This window comes from Bacillus sp. Bwzl_19 (genome assembly GCF_054900515.1).
Map to the genome: position 1 here is coordinate 242,006 of NZ_CM142729.1, position 15,135 is coordinate 257,140.

Here is a 15,135-nt window from a genome sequence, read left to right on the forward strand (position 1 = left end):
GCATTCCTCTCTGACTTTTCTGAAAATATATAAAAAGAGTAATAGACGCTTTTCTCTTTGTCAATGAACCGGCAGAAAAAAGGTGTTCAGGCCAGCTGCCCGAACACCTTTTGTTTAGGAAATGTGTTTGCCTTTCGTGTTTTTAGCGATATCTGAATACTCCCAGCATTCGATCCCGTCATCATCAGGGAGCACATCTCTGTAAAAGACGGGGTCCTTTCCGGCTTTCTTTTGCCGGACATAATCGCTCAAAGCGGCAAACGCTTTTTTCGACAGAAGGAAAATCGCGATTAAATTCACGACCACCATTAAGCCCATGAACAAGTCAGCCATATCCCACACAAGCTGGACTTTGGAAATGCATCCGAATAGAACCATTCCGAGCACACAGATGCGGTAAATGAACAGCCATTTCTTGTTCTGGCTTAAAAATCCGATATTGGTTTCTCCGTAATAATAGTTGCCCATAAGAGCGCTGAAGCCGAACAGAAGCATTAAGACGGCAAGGAAACCCGATGCCCACGCGCCGACATGGTCGCTCAAGGCAGCCTGAGAAAGCGCGATGCCGCTCAGGCCCGGCTGGTGATAAGCGTCTGAAAATAAAATGATAAGTGCCGTGCTTGTACAGATGACAAGCGTATCCGTCAGGACGCCGAATGCCTGAATGAGTCCCTGTTTCACCGGGTGGCTCGTTGTAGCCGTCGCCGCCGCGTTCGGGGCGCTTCCCATTCCCGCTTCATTTGAGAAAATCCCGCGTCTCACACCTTGCATCAATGCCGCACCTAAAGCGCCGCCCGCTGCCTGATCAATACCGAAAGCATTTTTTTTGATAATCGACAGAACGCTAGGCAATTGGGTGATGTTCGTCAGAATGACAAAGAAAGCGATGCCGATATATAAAACGGCTAAGACGACTACGACATATTCCGCCATCTTCGCAATTCGTTTGACGCCTCCGAAAATAACACAGGCGAAGACCGCTATTAAAATGAGGCCCAATGTAAGCCGGCTGGTGCCGAACGCGTTTTGAAAGGCGATGCTGATCGTATTAGACTGAACGGAATTAAAGACGATCCCGAATGACAGTGTGATTAATACGGCGAACAGCGCGCCCATCCAGCGTTTCTTCAGGCCTTTTTCCATGTAATAGGCCGGGCCGCCGCGGAAGCCGTTTTGATCTTTTACTTTATAAATTTGGGCAAGCGTGCTTTCAACAAAGCTTGAAGCCGAACCGATGACTGCGATAATCCACATCCAGAAAATAGCACCCGGACTGCCGAGTGCGATCGCAATTGCGATTCCGGTAATATTTCCGGTTCCGACACGCGCCGCCATACTGATGCAAAATGCCTGAAACGGGGAAATGCTGTTTTTTGACCGGGCGGCCGCGCCTTCTTTTAAAACCCGGATCATTTCCCTCAGCATGCGGACTTGCAGACCCTTTGATCTGAACGTAAAAAACAGTCCCAGAGAAAGAAGCAGTACGATTAAAAGTTTTGACCATAAAAAATCATTTGCTGAACCGATTACATTTTCAAGGAATTCCTGCATCCAATCACCTCTTGGTTCGTTTGATTAAAAAATACTGAGCTCCCACTCCTGTGCGATATGTTTCAGCAGCATGCCGCCCGTCAGGCTGTTGCCGTATTCATCAATGGCCGGACCGTAAATGCCGATGCCGCAGCCGTTATGAAAAGGCTGTTCTCTTCTGGCGCTTGGAGGAACCAATGCCATAATGCCGCCGGATACTCCGCTTTTTGCCGGGACACCGACGAAAGCCGCATATTTGCCTGACGCATTGTACATGCCGCACGTCAGCATCAGGGCTTTGGCGAGTTTTGCGACATCTTTCGGAATGACCTGTTCCCGGCGGATCGGATGGTAGCCGTCATGCGCAAGAATCAATCCGATTAAAGCGATGTCCTCGGTTGTACCCTCCATGGCGCACTGCTTTAAGTAGACTTCCAGCGTTTCTTCCACATCCGCCTCAAGAAAGTTCGTTTCTTTTAAATAGTAGGCGAGCGCCCTGTTCCGGTGCGCGGTCTGCCATTCAGAGCGGAAGACCTCCTCGTGAATGTGAGGCCGTTTTCCTATCAATTTTTCAAAAACGGAAAACAGGTATTCTAATTTATCATGCGCCGTTTCACCCGGAAGAAGCGAGGCGAGGTAATGGCGCCCGCATTGATCATCGGGTTGAACGGCTTGCCGGGTTTATGGATTTCAAGCCGGATGATAGAATTAAACGCGTCACCTGTCGGCTCCACGTCCACGCGATCCAGCACGTAAGAAATGCCTCTGTTCATGCAGGCCGCAATAAAGCTGATGACTTTTGAGATGCTCTGCAATGTAAACGGGACATTCCATTCACCGGCATGAATCACGGAGCCATCAGGCTCTAATATGCAAATGCCCAGCTGAGAGTCGTTGATTTCTCGAGGGCGGGTATATAATTTGCGCTTTTTCCATTAACGGAAAACGGGCGGTAATGCTCGACCCAATCTTGTAAAAGTGAAGCCAGTTCCTCTTTTTCAAGGCGCTGACCATATCTTTCATAACATTCCTCCTCTATTGCAAGCCTGTCCGCAAGCGGAAATCGGTCTTGGAAAACGTTTTCAAATATAGTGTGTTCAATTTTAATGTATAATGACATCTACAGAATCATACAAAATACGACAAAATCATTCTTAAAATAAGCCGATAGATTTATAAATCAGCCCGAGCGTCCCGCTAACCGGGTCTAAATTTGCGGACTCCTTCGGTCTTATTCAAAATAGATAGAAGAAGGAAGTGATTGTGATCAGGCTCGAATATTTACTAAAAAAAGACGGCTATCTTTTCGCCCTTATGCTGATCACCGTGCCGCTGGCGGGGGAACTGAAATTTTACCCCGTAAATGAGGTGTACCGGATCAGCTTCGGCGCGCCCGCTTTTTTCTTTTTTCTGCTGCTGCTGCGGCATGTGCCTGCGGTATTGTCAGGGCTGTTGACAGGTGCAGCCGTTGTGGCATTCCGGATCGGCCTGGCTTGCTGGGGAGGAGAGCATGCCGGCTTTACGGAGGCTTTTTTCAGCCAATACCCCAGTTTCTTTTTTTACTTTACATATGCCTGTTTGTTTTACGTGCTGAAGGTCAGACATTTTCGCGATCGGCCGCTGATGATCGGATTTCTCGGTTTTCTCATTGAAATCGCGTCTGACACCGTTGAAATGGCGGTTCAGTTTTCCGGGGGCCAGCCGATTATGATACCGGACAAGCTGGCAGATATTGCGGTTATCGCAGTTTCTCACACATTTATAGTGCTGAGTTTTTTCAACGTGATGAAGCTGCATGAAGCTCAGGTCAGGGAAAAGCAAACGAGAAAGCAGCATGAGCATATGCTGATGATCGTGTCTAACTTGTATGAAGAAACGATTCATTTGAAAAAAACGCTGAAAACGACAGAACATGTGACGAAGGAATCCTATCAGCTGTATCGGGAAATGAGCGGGAACGACCGGGAGCTCGGCAGCCGCATGCTGCGCCTTGCGGGAGAAATTCATGAAGTGAAAAAAGACAATCAGCGGATATTCGCCGGGCTGTCGAAGCTGATTTCAAATGAGAGGTTCCGGGATTACATGGATGCCGCCGCCCTGATCGGCCTCGTCATCCGAATCAATGAAAAATACGCCGAATCTTTAGGCAAGGACATTCAGTTTCAAAGCGTGATTGAAGGAGAGCATCCCGATTACCATGTCTTTACCGTCCTGTCGATCTTGAATAATCTTACCGCCAATGCCGTGGAGGCCATGGGAGACAGGGGTGAGATCCGCCTTACGCTGCGCAGGGCGGAGGATGATACGGCCGAATTTCAGGCGGAAGATGACGGTCCCGGCATTCCGGAAAAAATCGGAGAGATTGTCTATGATCCGGGGTTTACGTCCAAATACGATGAATTCGGCACCCCTTCAACGGGCATCGGGCTTTCTTACGTGAAGGAAATCGTAACTGAACTTGACGGGGACATCTCCTTTCATAACAAGCCAAAAGGCGTCATATTTACGATTCAGCTGCCGGTGAGGCATTTGATTGCAGAAAGGGGGAGTTCATAATGCGCTTTTTTATAGCTGATGATGACCGGGCGATCCGTTCTATTTTGAGACAGATTATCGAGGATGAGGATTTAGGCGAAGTCGTCGGTGAGGCGGAGGACGGGAGTCAGATTGAAGGGCATTATCTCCATTTTAAACAAGTCGACATTTTATTAATAGATCTGCTGATGCCGGGGCGGGACGGGATTGAGACGATCCGGCACCTGCAGAATTCGTACACCGGAAAAACGGTGATGATATCTCAGGTGGAGGCGAAGGAAATGGTGGGGGAAGCCTATTCTCTCGGTATTGAATATTTTATCCACAAACCGATCAACAAAATTGAGATCATCACCGTCCTCCGAAAAGTGAAAGACCTTATAGAATTGGAAACGTCCATCGGCGACATCCAAAATTCGTTAAGACGGCTTGTTCAGCGCAATGAACCGCAGCAAAGCCGCCTTTCTGAAGCCCATGAAAAATCCGTTAAAGAGACGGGAAAATTTCTGTTATCAGAATTAGGGATTGTGGGAGAAAGCGGCGCGCACGATCTGATGGCCGTGCTGCATTTTTTATTTGAGGATGAGCAAGCGCAAAAAAGCGTTCCGTCGCTGAAGCGGGTGTTTACAAATGTCGCATTGCGGAAACTGGGGCCTGCGGCGTCGGAAGCAGACGTCAGCAGGGAGACCAAAGCCTCCGAACAGCGGATCAGAAGAGCAATCATTCATTCGTTAAACCACTTCGCTTCTCTGGGCACAACGGATTTTTCAAATCCCAAATTTGAATACTACGCCTCGAAATTCTTCGATTTCCCTGCCGTCAGCAAGAGAATGAAAGAAATGCAGGCCAAAGAAACCATTCCGCTTTCTCCGGTTAAAGTGAATATGAAAAAATTCATTCACGTCTTCTTTTTGGAGGCGAAAGATTTACGCGAAGGATCGAAATTTGTCAGCGGGGGAAGCCGGTAACCTGAACAATAGAGTTTACTTATATAAGGTCTTTGTGTAAAATAATGTTAACTCAAAAAGAACGGAGGGGTCCTGATGGCAAATCATATTCCGGTTTACGCACTAATGAAATAGTGTCAATGTCTCTGCCTTGAGCGCGGAGAAAACCGGGATTGTCTGCCTGAATAAAGGACCCTGACAGTTATAGTGAGGGGGCGGCGATTATGCCGCCCTCTTTTTGGCGTCTTCACATATCTCATTTTTCTCCGCCTCAGGCGAAGCTCTGTGTCAGTAAATAAGGGAAATGGGGAAACAAAATGACAAAACAAAGGGATATAGAATCCGTTCTGAACATCGCAAAGGAAAATGGCTTACAGTTAAAATATGAAGGGGCGGACATAAATGAAACGGGTATGGACTTCCAAGTCGTATTTGCTGAAGATGACAGCGGCGTAACATGGGTGCTCCGAAAACCGCGCCGCCCCGATGTTATTGAAAGAGCGGCTGCGGAAAGTAACGTTCTCGCGTTTCTCCGCAGCTATGCCGCGGTATCAGTGCCCGATTGGCGGATTCATACACCGGAACTGATCGCTTATCCGAAACTGGACGGCATACCCGCCGCCGCGATTGATCTGGATAAGAAACAGCACGTCTGGAATATGGAACACGAGCCGCCTTCAGACGGTTTTGTCGGCTCGCTTGCAGCAGCATTAGCCGAGCTGCACGGGGCAGATCCGGCCGCTGCCTCCAGAGCCGGCATTGAAATCATAAAACCGGATGATGTCAGGCAAAGGACAGCGGAATCGATGGATCATATAAAAAAAGAAATCGGAGTTTCAGAGCCGCTTTGGCAAAGATGGCAAACATGGATAAATGACAGCTCGTATTGGCCTGATTTTTCCGCGCTGATCCATGGCGACTTGCACCCTCCGCATATATTAATCGGCCAAAATCAGCGTGTGACGGGTCTTCTCGATTGGACGGAGGCGAAGGTTGCTGATCAGGCCAAGGATTTTGTCCTTTACCAAGTAATATTAGGAGAAAAAGAAACGAAACGCCTGATTAAGAGCTACCAAGCTGAAGGCGGGCGTGTCTGGCCGAAAATGCAGGAGCATGTGACAGAATGGCAGGCTGCTTATCCTGTGGAGACGGCGAAGTTCGCGCTTCAGACGGGTCAGGAAGAACATATGCAAATGGCGCGGGAAATGCTCGGCCTGTCTGATTCGAAAGGTTATTGACTTCCGCCGGATGACAGCGTATGATACTTTTTAAAACAAAAGAACGGATGAACAATGCTGAGGAAGAGCAAGTACGCATCTGCGTGCGGGGTTCAGAGAGTCGGTGGCCGCTGTGAACCGATCCCCGTCCGATGCCGAATGGGCTTCTGAGTTGCTGCGCTTAAATGAAAGTAGGCGGTGCCGGGATTCTTTCCCCGTTATCAAGAAAGGAGTATTGAAACCGTGTTGTTTCTGTACTTTTTGAGAGAATGGCTTTTCAGCCGTTAATAAAGGTGGCACCGCGAAAACCTCGTCCTTTGATGGATGGGGTTTTTTTGTATCGTTAAGGAGGTGATGGCCATGGAAAGTGACTGGAGACGGACCGAAAATCAAAAAAGGAGGGATATTCATGGTGATCGCAACCGACGATCTTGAACTCACTTGTCCGCATTGTGAAGGAACCGGCGCGGAGAAAGAAGGAGCGCCCTGCCCGAAGTGCGGAGCGAAGGGCGTCATTTTGACGGCTCAGGGAAACACGCTGCTGCATTTTATCAAAAAGCATATTGATCAGTGAAATCAAAGAAAAAAGGCCGTTATCCGGCCTTCAGGCTGTCGAGAAAATCTCGACAGCCTTTATTTCTCCTTAAAATATCAGACGGTGTCTTTCTCACGTTCCACACAAGAAACGCTTCTCAAAACACAGCCGAATTCGTTCTGCTTGACCAACTCGCCGAAGAGGATCACCTGCTTCGAAATATATAGACTTCTCTCATCGTTGAAAAGGCCAAACCTTACTACAGCGAAAATAAAGGCCGCCCCTCACTTGATCCGCTGATCTTATTCAAAATGATGTTGAAGATTGCCGCATACCTGCCAAGCAAGGCCAGGCATGTGGGAGTGCTTTTTCTGCGCCTGAAAAAGAAACAGGACAAAACAAAAAAGCTTGTAGAAAAACATCATTTTCTATACAAGCTGCTTTTTCATTCTTCAAAATAAGGATTCACATGAATGAGCACTTCTTCAACATCTGAAAAGTGTCTTTTGATTTCATTTCGGATTTCGCGGGCAATATCGTGTCCCTGCTTAATCGTCAAATCATGATCCAAAGATAACCGGACATCAAGCAATTTATAGTGGCCGTGTTCTCTCGCTCGGATTTTATCGAGCCGTTTGACTTGAGGACAATGCAAAATAACCGCTTTATATTCCTCTATCAGTTCGGGATCAACACTTTTTTCCATGAGAACGTCAACAGACGGCCTGATTAATTCCATTGAAATCTTAAAAATGAGGTACGCCACGATAACACTGGCAATTGCATCGGCGTACAACAGATAGGACCATCCGCGGGTGTTCCCGATAATCGCCAATAGGACGCCGATAAAAGCGGCAAGAGAGGCAACGATATCGCCTTTATGATCGTATGCAATCGCTATAACCGCTTTACTGTTCCATTTTTCCCCTTGTTTGATCGAATAACGATATAAGATCTGCTTAGCCACGTAGGATATCAGAGCCGCAAACAATGCGCTGTATTGCGGGATGCTTGGACCTTCAACAAAGGACGAAATCGCTTCTATTAGAATATACACGGAAACGAGCACTAATATGATTCCTACAATCGCTTCGCTGATGACCTCAGCTTTGCCATGCCCGAAAGGATGGTCTTGATCGGGCGGCTTATTAGAAATGCCGATGACGGCCAGGACAGCAATCGAAGCCACGACATCCGCTGCAGAATGTATACCGTCGGCAAAAACTGCTTCACTATCGCCTATCAGTCCAAAAAAGATCTTTCCTGCCATTAAGATCAGATTGGCTATCAATGCAATCAAAGCAACTTTTTTGCTTATTTGTTCTCTTTCACTTGCCATTTTTTCCTCCTATAAAACTGCACAAAAAAATAGGGGCGCTTTTGATGCGCTCTCCGTATCCTTTCTTGTGTAATCACTTTGCTTATCATACCAATTCAGTTTCGAGTGGGTCTATAGCAAGGTTGTTTCCTGTTTACTAATAAATAAGGTGACAGAAAAAAAGTTGGAGCAGGGCTAAACCATACACAGACAAAATTACGCTGAATTTAAAAATGAACTGTTGACATTTGAGTATTTATCTTATATTATTATCTCGAATTCAAGATATTTTAATTCAATATAACTTAATTAGAGTGCAGGATAAGAACCTGCCGGTCGTTTGAATCACGAAAAGATCAGTGAAGAGAACGTTTCGTTTTTTTGATCATATGTTATTTGATTTTTTATATCATAATATCTCGAATTCGAGATAAAGGGGGTACGAGGGAAATGGCTGAATTTGTACAGCTAGTGAATGAAAGAAGATCTGCAAGCAACTTTCTTCCAGATCATCCAATCACAAGAGATTGTTTGAATTGGTTGCGTTGGCTCCATCAGCTTTTAATTTGCAGCATACAAAATATGTGACGGTTCTTGACCCGGATGTGAAAGAAAAGCTGAAGCAGGCCGCAAACGGACAATATAAAGTGTTTAGCTCATCAGCGGTGCTTTTAGTTTTAGGGGATAAGCAGGCATATCAGAAAGCGGCTGACATCTATGAAGGATTGAAGATGCTGGGGATATTAAATAAACAAGAGTATGATCACATGGTTCAAGACACCGTTTCGTTTTATGAAAACAGGGGAGAGCCATTTAAGAGAGATGAGGCGATAAGAAATGCTTCACTTTCTGCGATGATGTTTATGCTGAGTGCTAAGGAAAAAGGCTGGGACACCTGTCCGATGATAGGGTTTGATACTGAAGCCGTGAAACAGATTTTGAATATAGATGATCAATTTGAGATTGTCATGATGATTACAATCGGGAAAGAAAAAACAGAAAGCAGAAGGCCGCGCGGCTACCGAAAGCCTGTGAATGAGTTTGTGGAGTATATTTAAATACTTGTAAGGGAGCGGATAAAAATGGCTAAAAAAACGATGGGAATACATCATATTACAGCAATTGTCGGTCACCCTCAAGAGAATGCTGATTTCTACGCTGGAGTGCTGGGGCTGCGATTGGTCAAGCAAACGGTCAATTTTGATGATCCGGGTACGTATCACCTTTATTTTGGGGATGAAGGCGGGAAGCCGGGAACAATCATCACATTCTTTCCGTGGGCGGACGCCCGTCAAGGCATCATTGGAGACGGACAGGTTGGCGTGACATCTTACGTCGTGCCAAGAGGTGCTATGTCATTTTGGGAAAAGAGACTTGAAAAGTTCAACGTGCCATACACAAAAATCGAGCGTTTTGGAGAACAATATATAGAATTTGATGACCCGCATGGCCTGCATTTAGAAATCGTGGAAAGAGAAGCAGGGGAGGCCAATACGTGGACTTTCGGAGATGTAACCCCGGATGTTGCCATTAAAGGCTTTGGCGGTGCAACCCTGTTATCAGCACAGCCTGAAAAAACAGGTGAATTGCTAGAAAACATCATGGGGCTTGAGCGAGTCGGCAAAGAAGGAGACTTCGTTCGTTATCGTTCTGCCGGTGAGATCGGAAATGTGATTGATCTTAAATTAACGCCTATCGGCCGCGGACAAATGGGTGTCGGCACGGTCCATCACATCGCTTGGCGGGCTCAGGATGACGAAGATCAATTAGAATGGCAAAGATTGATTGCTACGCACGGATATGGTGTGACTCCTGTTCAGGATAGAAACTATTTTAATGCGGTTTACTTCAGAGAACATGGGGAAATCTTATTTGAGATCGCAACTGATCCGCCGGGCTTTGCCCATGATGAGTCACAAGAAACAATGGGCGGAAAATTGATGCTCCCTGAGCAGTATGAACCGCATCGGGCTCATATTGAACAAGGGCTGCTGCCGTTTGAAGTGAGAGAATTAGATTGATTTATAGATAAACGTGAAGCATGAAGAAAAATAAAAGACATACATTTAACAGATGTTTGCTGGAAGTGACCGTTGGTAAACAAGCTGCCTTGCAGCACATCATATAATATGAAAAATAAGGAGAGATAAAAATGGAAGATGCAGGATTGTTGCTTATTCGAATCATGATTGGTGTGGTGTTTCTGTTTTATGGATCACAAAAATTATTTGGCTGGTTTGGCGGATACGGGATTAAAGGAACCGGACAATGGTTCGAGTCAATTGGAGTTAAACCAGGCAACGCCGCGGCCGCTTTATCAGGTCTCGGGGAACTCGTAAGCGGAATTTTATTTATTTTAGGTGTATTCCTCCCGCTTGGAGCTGCTATCATAACGATCATTATGCTAGGTGCCATTGTAAAAGTTCATGGAGCGAAAGGGTTTGCGAACGGTGCCGGCGGTTTTGAATATAACTTGGTGCTGATTGTAGTCTCCATCGGAGTTGCACTCATCAGTTCAGGGGCGTACGCTTTGCATTTTTAATATAGGTATCTAAGAACAGTTACTGAAAAGCGGTAACTGTTCTTTTGTTTTGGAATTTTAAGCATCATTTGCGGGTGTTCTGCAAAGCAAAAAAACGGATATGATCAATATAAATGTGTATAGTGAATGTACGAGTATTGATGAGCTTGGTCATGAAAGACGAGCCGATTTGAAGGAGGGTTTTGATGAAAGAGCTGACAGACTTACATTCATTAGATTCTATCGAGAATTTTATTAAACAGCATCAATTCAGTTTTATCTACATTTCAAGGCCCGCCTGTACAGTATGTCACGCTGTTCTGCCGCAGCTCAGAAAAGTATTGGATCAGTTTCTAAAAATCAAATTGGGGCATATCAATGCTGACGAGGTAGAAGAGGTTGCCGGCAGATTTTCAGTCTTCACTGTCCCCGTGCTTCTTTTGTTCATTGATGGGACTGAGTTTCTGAGAGAAGCCCGCTTCGTTCATTTTGAACAGCTCGAAGAAAGGCTGAAAAGGGTTTATCAGTTATATCAAGATGTATAAAGCGTTTATACTTTACAAATAAAAAGCCCCCTTTAAGGGGATCAGGCTGTCGAGAAAATCTCGACAGCCTTTATTTTTTCCTTAAAATATCCATTCCCCTGTCATAAAATAAAAGAAAGAATTTGTTCTGCTTGACCAACTTGTCGAAGAGGATCACCTGCTTTGAAAAATTGATAAATACATAGACGTTACCGCCCTACCCGAGGGTTGTTTCCAAAATTGAAATTTCATTATGACAGTGAACAAGACAGATCCATTTGTCTAAATCACCAAACGCTTACATACGCAGCAACTGACCGAAAAGGATATCGATCATATAAATCAAATCCTGAAATCTGTTCCGCATGCCCATTCTCGAACAATGCACAAGATCAAAGAACCACCAAAAGGTCATCACCCGACATGTATGGGAGGATGATAAAGAAAAGGTCAGACAAAATCGTTTGTCTGTTTCAGGAAAAAACCTCTGCAAAAAAAGAAAAAATCGAGCGAAGCTTTGCAGATTCAAAACAGATGCTTCGCTATTGCTGGTTGGGAAAACAAAATGTGAGGGAACAAGTTCTCCTCACAGCCGCATGCCAGAACATGAAGAAGATTGCCGCATACCTAGCCAAGGCATGTGGGAGTGCTTTTTCTGCACCTGAAATCAAATGAATATGGAAAGAAACAGTACAAAACAAAAAAGCTTGTAGAAAAAACATCATTTTCTCTACAAGCTGAAGGCCGTTATCCGGCCTTTTTTGCGTTATTCAGATCGGGGCTCTAAAAAACGGGACCCGCCCAAGTCTTTTCTCATCAGATAGATATGGAAAAAGTATTCTCCGACAGCAATGATGATGGCGGAAATAAGAGCGGCAAACGCCAGTCTTCCTCCTGAAATGCCCATGGACAGCGGCATTCCCATCAGCCATACAACAAGAAACGCGATTCCGAAATCAGCGGACGCCGCCGTAATGTTATTCCATCTTGGCAGCACGTAAAGATCGCCCGTAAAGTAGGAAACGGCTCCCAACACAATGGTCATCAGCAGCACGTCGCCGAATGTAAAGCGGAAACCTAAGCCCAGTATCAGATACAGAATAATGATGGTCATAATGCCTTTAATGGCAAGCGCTTTAATGTGCTCCATGCGAATTCCTCCTTATGGAAATCATGTTAGTATGTTTCCTCATCATGTGAAATATAAACCTTTTTTTCGTGAACATTTGTTTTCTGGCTTTTGTCTGTCATCACTAGGCCGCGGCTGAATATGATGAAAGGAGTAAAAACGGGAGGTGTCATGATGGCAGTCGTAAAAGCGTCGAGCGCCGATGTCGATCTAATGGCAAGGCTGCTCAGGGCGGAAGCGGAAGGCGAAGGAAAGCAGGGAATGCTGCTGGTCGGCAATGTGGGAATCAATCGGGTGCGGGCGAATTGTTCTGATTTTAAAGGCCTGCGCACCATTAGGCAGATGGTATTTCAGCCGCACGCGTTTGAAGCGGTGACTCACGGATACTTTTACCAGAGGCCGCGCGAATCCGAGCGGAGGCTTGCCCGCCGGACGATTAATGGTGAACGGTTTTGGCCGGCTAAATTCAGTCTGTGGTATTTTAAGCCGCCGGGAGACTGCCCGCCGACTTGGTATAATCAGCCGTTTGTCGGCAGATTCAAGTCCCACTGCTTCTATCAGCCGACAGGCGAAACATGCGAAAACGTGTACAATACATTTTAATCCCGGATGCACCGTTCTTGGAATGAACGGTGTTTTTTTAATTTCTTGGGAAGAAAAATAGGAACAAAGTGCGCTTGACGGATGAAAAGCCAAAAAGAAACAGAGGGGGATTTCTCCCGGCTGGGCAAAGGTTTGTCGAAACAATGTGAAAAATGTCTCCCGCCGTTCATTTTCCGGCCTTACAAATCCTTCACACTCTTCATAGCGGTTTAACATTTCTTTTTTATAATGAGGGCGATCAATGAGAAGAAAGGGGAACTGACATGACACATGACGGCCGTTTAGATGAATGGATCAAGGAATTGGAGAACAAAAGCTTTCAGAACAATACGTTTGACCGCCGCGCATTTATACAGGGCGCGGGGAAAATCGCCGGCCTTTCCCTCGGGTTAGCGATCGCGCAATCCATCGGCGCGTTTGAAGTGAATGCCGCTCCGAAATTTTCTAACTATCCGTTCACCCTCGGCGTAGCTTCCGGCGACCCGCTGTCTGACAGCGTCATTCTCTGGACGCGTCTTGCCCCGGACCCGCTGAATGGGGGCGGCATGCCGAAGCAGGCTGTGCCGGTAAATTGGGAAATCGCCACTGATGAACATTTCCGCCATATCGTCAAACGCGGAACGGAGATGGCCAAGCCGAATCTCGGACACTCCGTCCATGTCGAAGCGGACGGGCTCAAGCCCAATAAAGTGTACTATTACCGGTTTAAAAGCGGGCATGAGCTCAGCCCCGTCGGCCGGACGAAAACGCTACCCGCCCCCGGTGCTGACGTGTCCGCCATGACGTTTGCGTTTGCCTCATGCCAGCAGTATGAACACGGCTATTATACGGCGTATAAGCATATGGCGAAGGAAAAGCTTGATCTTGTCTTCCATCTCGGAGATTACATTTATGAATACGGACCGAATGAATATGTGTCAAAAACGGGGAATGTCAGGACGCACAGCAGCGCCGAAGTGTATACACTGGCAGATTACCGCAACCGTCACGCCCAATACCGCTCTGATGCCAATCTGAAAGCCGCCCACGCCGCATTTCCGTGGGTCGTGACATGGGACGATCATGAGGTGGAAAACAATTATGCCAATGTCATCCCTGAAAAAGGCCAATCGGTTGAAGCGTTTGTGCTCAGACGGGCCGCAGCTTATCAGGCTTATTATGAACACATGCCGCTCAGGCGCATGTCACTGCCGAACGGTCCTGATATGCGGCTGTACAGGCAATTCTCATATGGCAATTTAGCCTCGTTTAATGTGCTTGATACAAGACAGTACAGAGATGACCAGGCCAACGGAGACGGGAATAAGCCCCCTTCTGATGAGTGGAGAGACCCGAAACGCACATTGATGGGGACAGAGCAGGAGCAATGGCTGTTCGAAAATTTAGCCGCCTCAAAAGCGAAGTGGAATGTGCTGGCGCAGCAAATCTTTTTCGCGCAATGGAATTTCGGAACAACCGCCAATCCGATATTCAGCATGGATTCATGGGACGGCTACCCGGCTCAGCGGGAGCGGGTCATCAATTTTATAAAAAGCAAAAATCTGAACAATGTCATCGTGCTGACGGGTGATGTTCATGCAAGCTGGGCGTCAAACCTGCATACCGATTTTAATCAAACGAATTCAAAGATTTTCGGAGCCGAATTCGTCGGGACTTCCATTACATCTGGAGGAAACGGGGCGGATAAACGGGCCGATACGGATCAGATCTTAAAACAAAACCCGCACATCAAGTTTTTTAACGATTATCGCGGCTATGTCCGCTGTACGGTGACGCCCGCCCAATGGAGAGCGGATTACAGAGTGGTGCCGTATGTGACGGAGCCGGGGGCTGAGGTATCCACACGGGCTTCCTTCATTTATCAGAAAGACCAGACGGGGATTCGGAAGGTCTCTCAAAACGCGGTTGCGGGAGGCTTAAAGCAGTCAAACGAAGTGGAAGAGGATCGATTCTTCGCCCATAACAATGCGCACGAAAAGCAAATGAGAAAGAAACGGGCCAAAATCTCACAATAAGGGGGCACACTCATGTTTTCAAATATCGGCATTCCCGGGTTAATCCTGATCTTCGTCATCGCTCTCATCATTTTCGGACCTTCAAAGCTTCCGGAAATTGGCCGTGCAGCCGGCCGGACGCTGCTTGAATTTAAAAGCGCCGCAAAAACACTGGTCTCAAATGAAGAGCCGGACAAGCAGACGGCTGAGAAAGATAAAACGGCAGGCTGAATCATGACACGGGGGCAGACGAATCCGCTTCTGCCCCTTCTTTCATATAAG

The 15,135-nt window shown here is 46.6% G+C and carries 14 protein-coding genes, 3 pseudogenes and 1 other annotated feature; of the genes and pseudogenes, 13 read left to right on the forward strand and 4 right to left on the reverse strand.

Annotated elements, in window-relative coordinates; translation table 11 throughout:
* Positions 1-114 precede the first annotated feature (114 nt).
* Both ACW5MY_RS01355 and ACW5MY_RS01360 read right to left on the reverse strand, forming a co-directional pair.
* On the reverse strand, positions 115-1,551 hold the full coding sequence (locus tag ACW5MY_RS01355; RefSeq protein WP_013350894.1) for an alanine/glycine:cation symporter family protein: 1,437 nt from the start codon (positions 1,549-1,551) through the stop codon (positions 115-117).
* 24 nt (positions 1,552-1,575) lie between these two features.
* Positions 1,576-2,518 (reverse strand): annotated as a pseudogene (locus tag ACW5MY_RS01360) (glutaminase).
* Between the two features lie 275 nt (positions 2,519-2,793).
* Between ACW5MY_RS01360 and ACW5MY_RS01365 the strand changes: the two are divergent.
* From ACW5MY_RS01365 to ACW5MY_RS01385, 5 genes and pseudogenes are all read left to right on the forward strand, one after another.
* Positions 2,794-4,086, forward strand: a complete 1,293-nt coding sequence (locus ACW5MY_RS01365) for an ATP-binding protein (protein ID WP_013350896.1) — start codon at positions 2,794-2,796, stop codon at positions 4,084-4,086.
* Positions 4,086-5,033 (forward strand): DNA-binding domain-containing protein, encoded by a 948-nt coding sequence (locus tag ACW5MY_RS01370; RefSeq protein WP_013350897.1) that lies wholly within the window; start codon positions 4,086-4,088, stop codon positions 5,031-5,033. The genes ACW5MY_RS01365 and ACW5MY_RS01370 overlap by 1 nt, the downstream gene beginning before the upstream one ends.
* Positions 5,034-5,329: 296 nt before the next feature.
* A complete protein-coding gene (locus ACW5MY_RS01375; protein ID WP_013350898.1) occupies positions 5,330-6,250 on the forward strand; it encodes a macrolide 2'-phosphotransferase in 921 nt (306 codons plus the stop codon).
* 48 nt (positions 6,251-6,298) lie between these two features.
* Positions 6,299-6,550 (forward strand) — a binding site (T-box leader).
* An 88-nt stretch (positions 6,551-6,638) separates the two neighbouring features.
* Positions 6,639-6,803: a tryptophan RNA-binding attenuator protein inhibitory protein gene (locus ACW5MY_RS01380; RefSeq protein ID WP_013350899.1), complete on the forward strand. Its 165-nt coding sequence runs from the start codon at positions 6,639-6,641 to the stop codon at positions 6,801-6,803.
* 140 nt (positions 6,804-6,943) lie between these two features.
* Positions 6,944-7,081 (forward strand): annotated as a pseudogene (locus tag ACW5MY_RS01385) (IS5/IS1182 family transposase); the annotation flags it as partial.
* Between the two features lie 128 nt (positions 7,082-7,209).
* Here the strand turns inward: ACW5MY_RS01385 and ACW5MY_RS01390 are convergent.
* Positions 7,210-8,103 carry a cation diffusion facilitator family transporter gene (locus ACW5MY_RS01390; protein ID WP_013350900.1) on the reverse strand — a complete coding sequence of 298 codons (894 nt, stop codon included), beginning with the start codon at positions 8,101-8,103 and terminating at the stop codon, positions 7,210-7,212.
* A gap of 429 nt (positions 8,104-8,532) precedes the next feature.
* Here ACW5MY_RS01390 and ACW5MY_RS01395 point away from each other — a divergent pair.
* The 5 genes and pseudogenes from ACW5MY_RS01395 to ACW5MY_RS01415 all read left to right on the forward strand — a co-directional run bounded on the left by ACW5MY_RS01395 (position 8,533) and on the right by ACW5MY_RS01415 (position 11,802).
* Positions 8,533-9,140, forward strand: a pseudogene (locus ACW5MY_RS01395) (nitroreductase family protein).
* Positions 9,141-9,164: 24 nt separating this feature from the next.
* Positions 9,165-10,103 (forward strand): ring-cleaving dioxygenase, encoded by a 939-nt coding sequence (locus ACW5MY_RS01400; protein ID WP_289394119.1) that lies wholly within the window; start codon positions 9,165-9,167, stop codon positions 10,101-10,103.
* Between the two features lie 131 nt (positions 10,104-10,234).
* Complete coding sequence (locus ACW5MY_RS01405; RefSeq protein ID WP_289394120.1) at positions 10,235-10,624, forward strand: DoxX family protein; 390 nt, start codon at positions 10,235-10,237, stop codon at positions 10,622-10,624.
* Positions 10,625-10,809: 185 nt separating this feature from the next.
* Positions 10,810-11,148, forward strand: a complete 339-nt coding sequence (locus ACW5MY_RS01410) for a thioredoxin family protein (RefSeq protein WP_013350904.1) — start codon at positions 10,810-10,812, stop codon at positions 11,146-11,148.
* Between the two features lie 219 nt (positions 11,149-11,367).
* The gene (locus ACW5MY_RS01415; RefSeq protein ID WP_076983823.1) at positions 11,368-11,802 is read left to right on the forward strand and encodes a transposase; all 435 of its coding nucleotides are present in this window, start codon (positions 11,368-11,370) and stop codon (positions 11,800-11,802) included.
* A gap of 91 nt (positions 11,803-11,893) precedes the next feature.
* Here ACW5MY_RS01415 and ACW5MY_RS01420 read toward each other — a convergent pair whose 3' ends face one another.
* Positions 11,894-12,277: a DUF2512 family protein gene (locus ACW5MY_RS01420; protein WP_013350905.1), complete on the reverse strand. Its 384-nt coding sequence runs from the start codon at positions 12,275-12,277 to the stop codon at positions 11,894-11,896.
* A 153-nt stretch (positions 12,278-12,430) separates the two neighbouring features.
* On the opposite strand from ACW5MY_RS01420, the gene ACW5MY_RS01425 reads away from it, so the two are divergent.
* The 3 genes from ACW5MY_RS01425 (at position 12,431) to ACW5MY_RS01435 (ending at position 15,084) form a co-directional block, all read left to right on the forward strand.
* Positions 12,431-12,859 carry a cell wall hydrolase gene (locus ACW5MY_RS01425; protein ID WP_013350906.1) on the forward strand — a complete coding sequence of 143 codons (429 nt, stop codon included), beginning with the start codon at positions 12,431-12,433 and terminating at the stop codon, positions 12,857-12,859.
* A 263-nt stretch (positions 12,860-13,122) separates the two neighbouring features.
* Positions 13,123-14,874: an alkaline phosphatase D family protein gene (locus tag ACW5MY_RS01430; protein WP_014471400.1), complete on the forward strand. Its 1,752-nt coding sequence runs from the start codon at positions 13,123-13,125 to the stop codon at positions 14,872-14,874.
* 12 nt (positions 14,875-14,886) lie between these two features.
* Positions 14,887-15,084, forward strand: coding sequence for a twin-arginine translocase TatA/TatE family subunit (locus tag ACW5MY_RS01435; protein ID WP_003156681.1), 198 nt, complete (start codon positions 14,887-14,889; stop codon positions 15,082-15,084).
* Positions 15,085-15,135: the final 51 nt, after the last annotated feature.

Coding starts and splice junctions, on each gene's coding strand:
- ACW5MY_RS01355 (WP_013350894.1), bottom strand. CDS start 1,551: ATGCAGGAATTCCTTGAAAATGTAATCGGTTCAGCAAATGATTTTTTA.
- ACW5MY_RS01370 (WP_013350897.1), top strand. CDS start 4,086: ATGCGCTTTTTTATAGCTGATGATGACCGGGCGATCCGTTCTATTTTG.
- ACW5MY_RS01375 (WP_013350898.1), top strand. CDS start 5,330: ATGACAAAACAAAGGGATATAGAATCCGTTCTGAACATCGCAAAGGAA.
- ACW5MY_RS01380 (WP_013350899.1), top strand. CDS start 6,639: ATGGTGATCGCAACCGACGATCTTGAACTCACTTGTCCGCATTGTGAA.
- ACW5MY_RS01390 (WP_013350900.1), bottom strand. CDS start 8,103: ATGGCAAGTGAAAGAGAACAAATAAGCAAAAAAGTTGCTTTGATTGCA.
- ACW5MY_RS01400 (WP_289394119.1), top strand. CDS start 9,165: ATGGCTAAAAAAACGATGGGAATACATCATATTACAGCAATTGTCGGT.
- ACW5MY_RS01405 (WP_289394120.1), top strand. CDS start 10,235: ATGGAAGATGCAGGATTGTTGCTTATTCGAATCATGATTGGTGTGGTG.
- ACW5MY_RS01410 (WP_013350904.1), top strand. CDS start 10,810: ATGAAAGAGCTGACAGACTTACATTCATTAGATTCTATCGAGAATTTT.
- ACW5MY_RS01420 (WP_013350905.1), bottom strand. CDS start 12,277: ATGGAGCACATTAAAGCGCTTGCCATTAAAGGCATTATGACCATCATT.
- ACW5MY_RS01425 (WP_013350906.1), top strand. CDS start 12,431: ATGGCAGTCGTAAAAGCGTCGAGCGCCGATGTCGATCTAATGGCAAGG.
- ACW5MY_RS01430 (WP_014471400.1), top strand. CDS start 13,123: ATGACACATGACGGCCGTTTAGATGAATGGATCAAGGAATTGGAGAAC.
- ACW5MY_RS01435 (WP_003156681.1), top strand. CDS start 14,887: ATGTTTTCAAATATCGGCATTCCCGGGTTAATCCTGATCTTCGTCATC.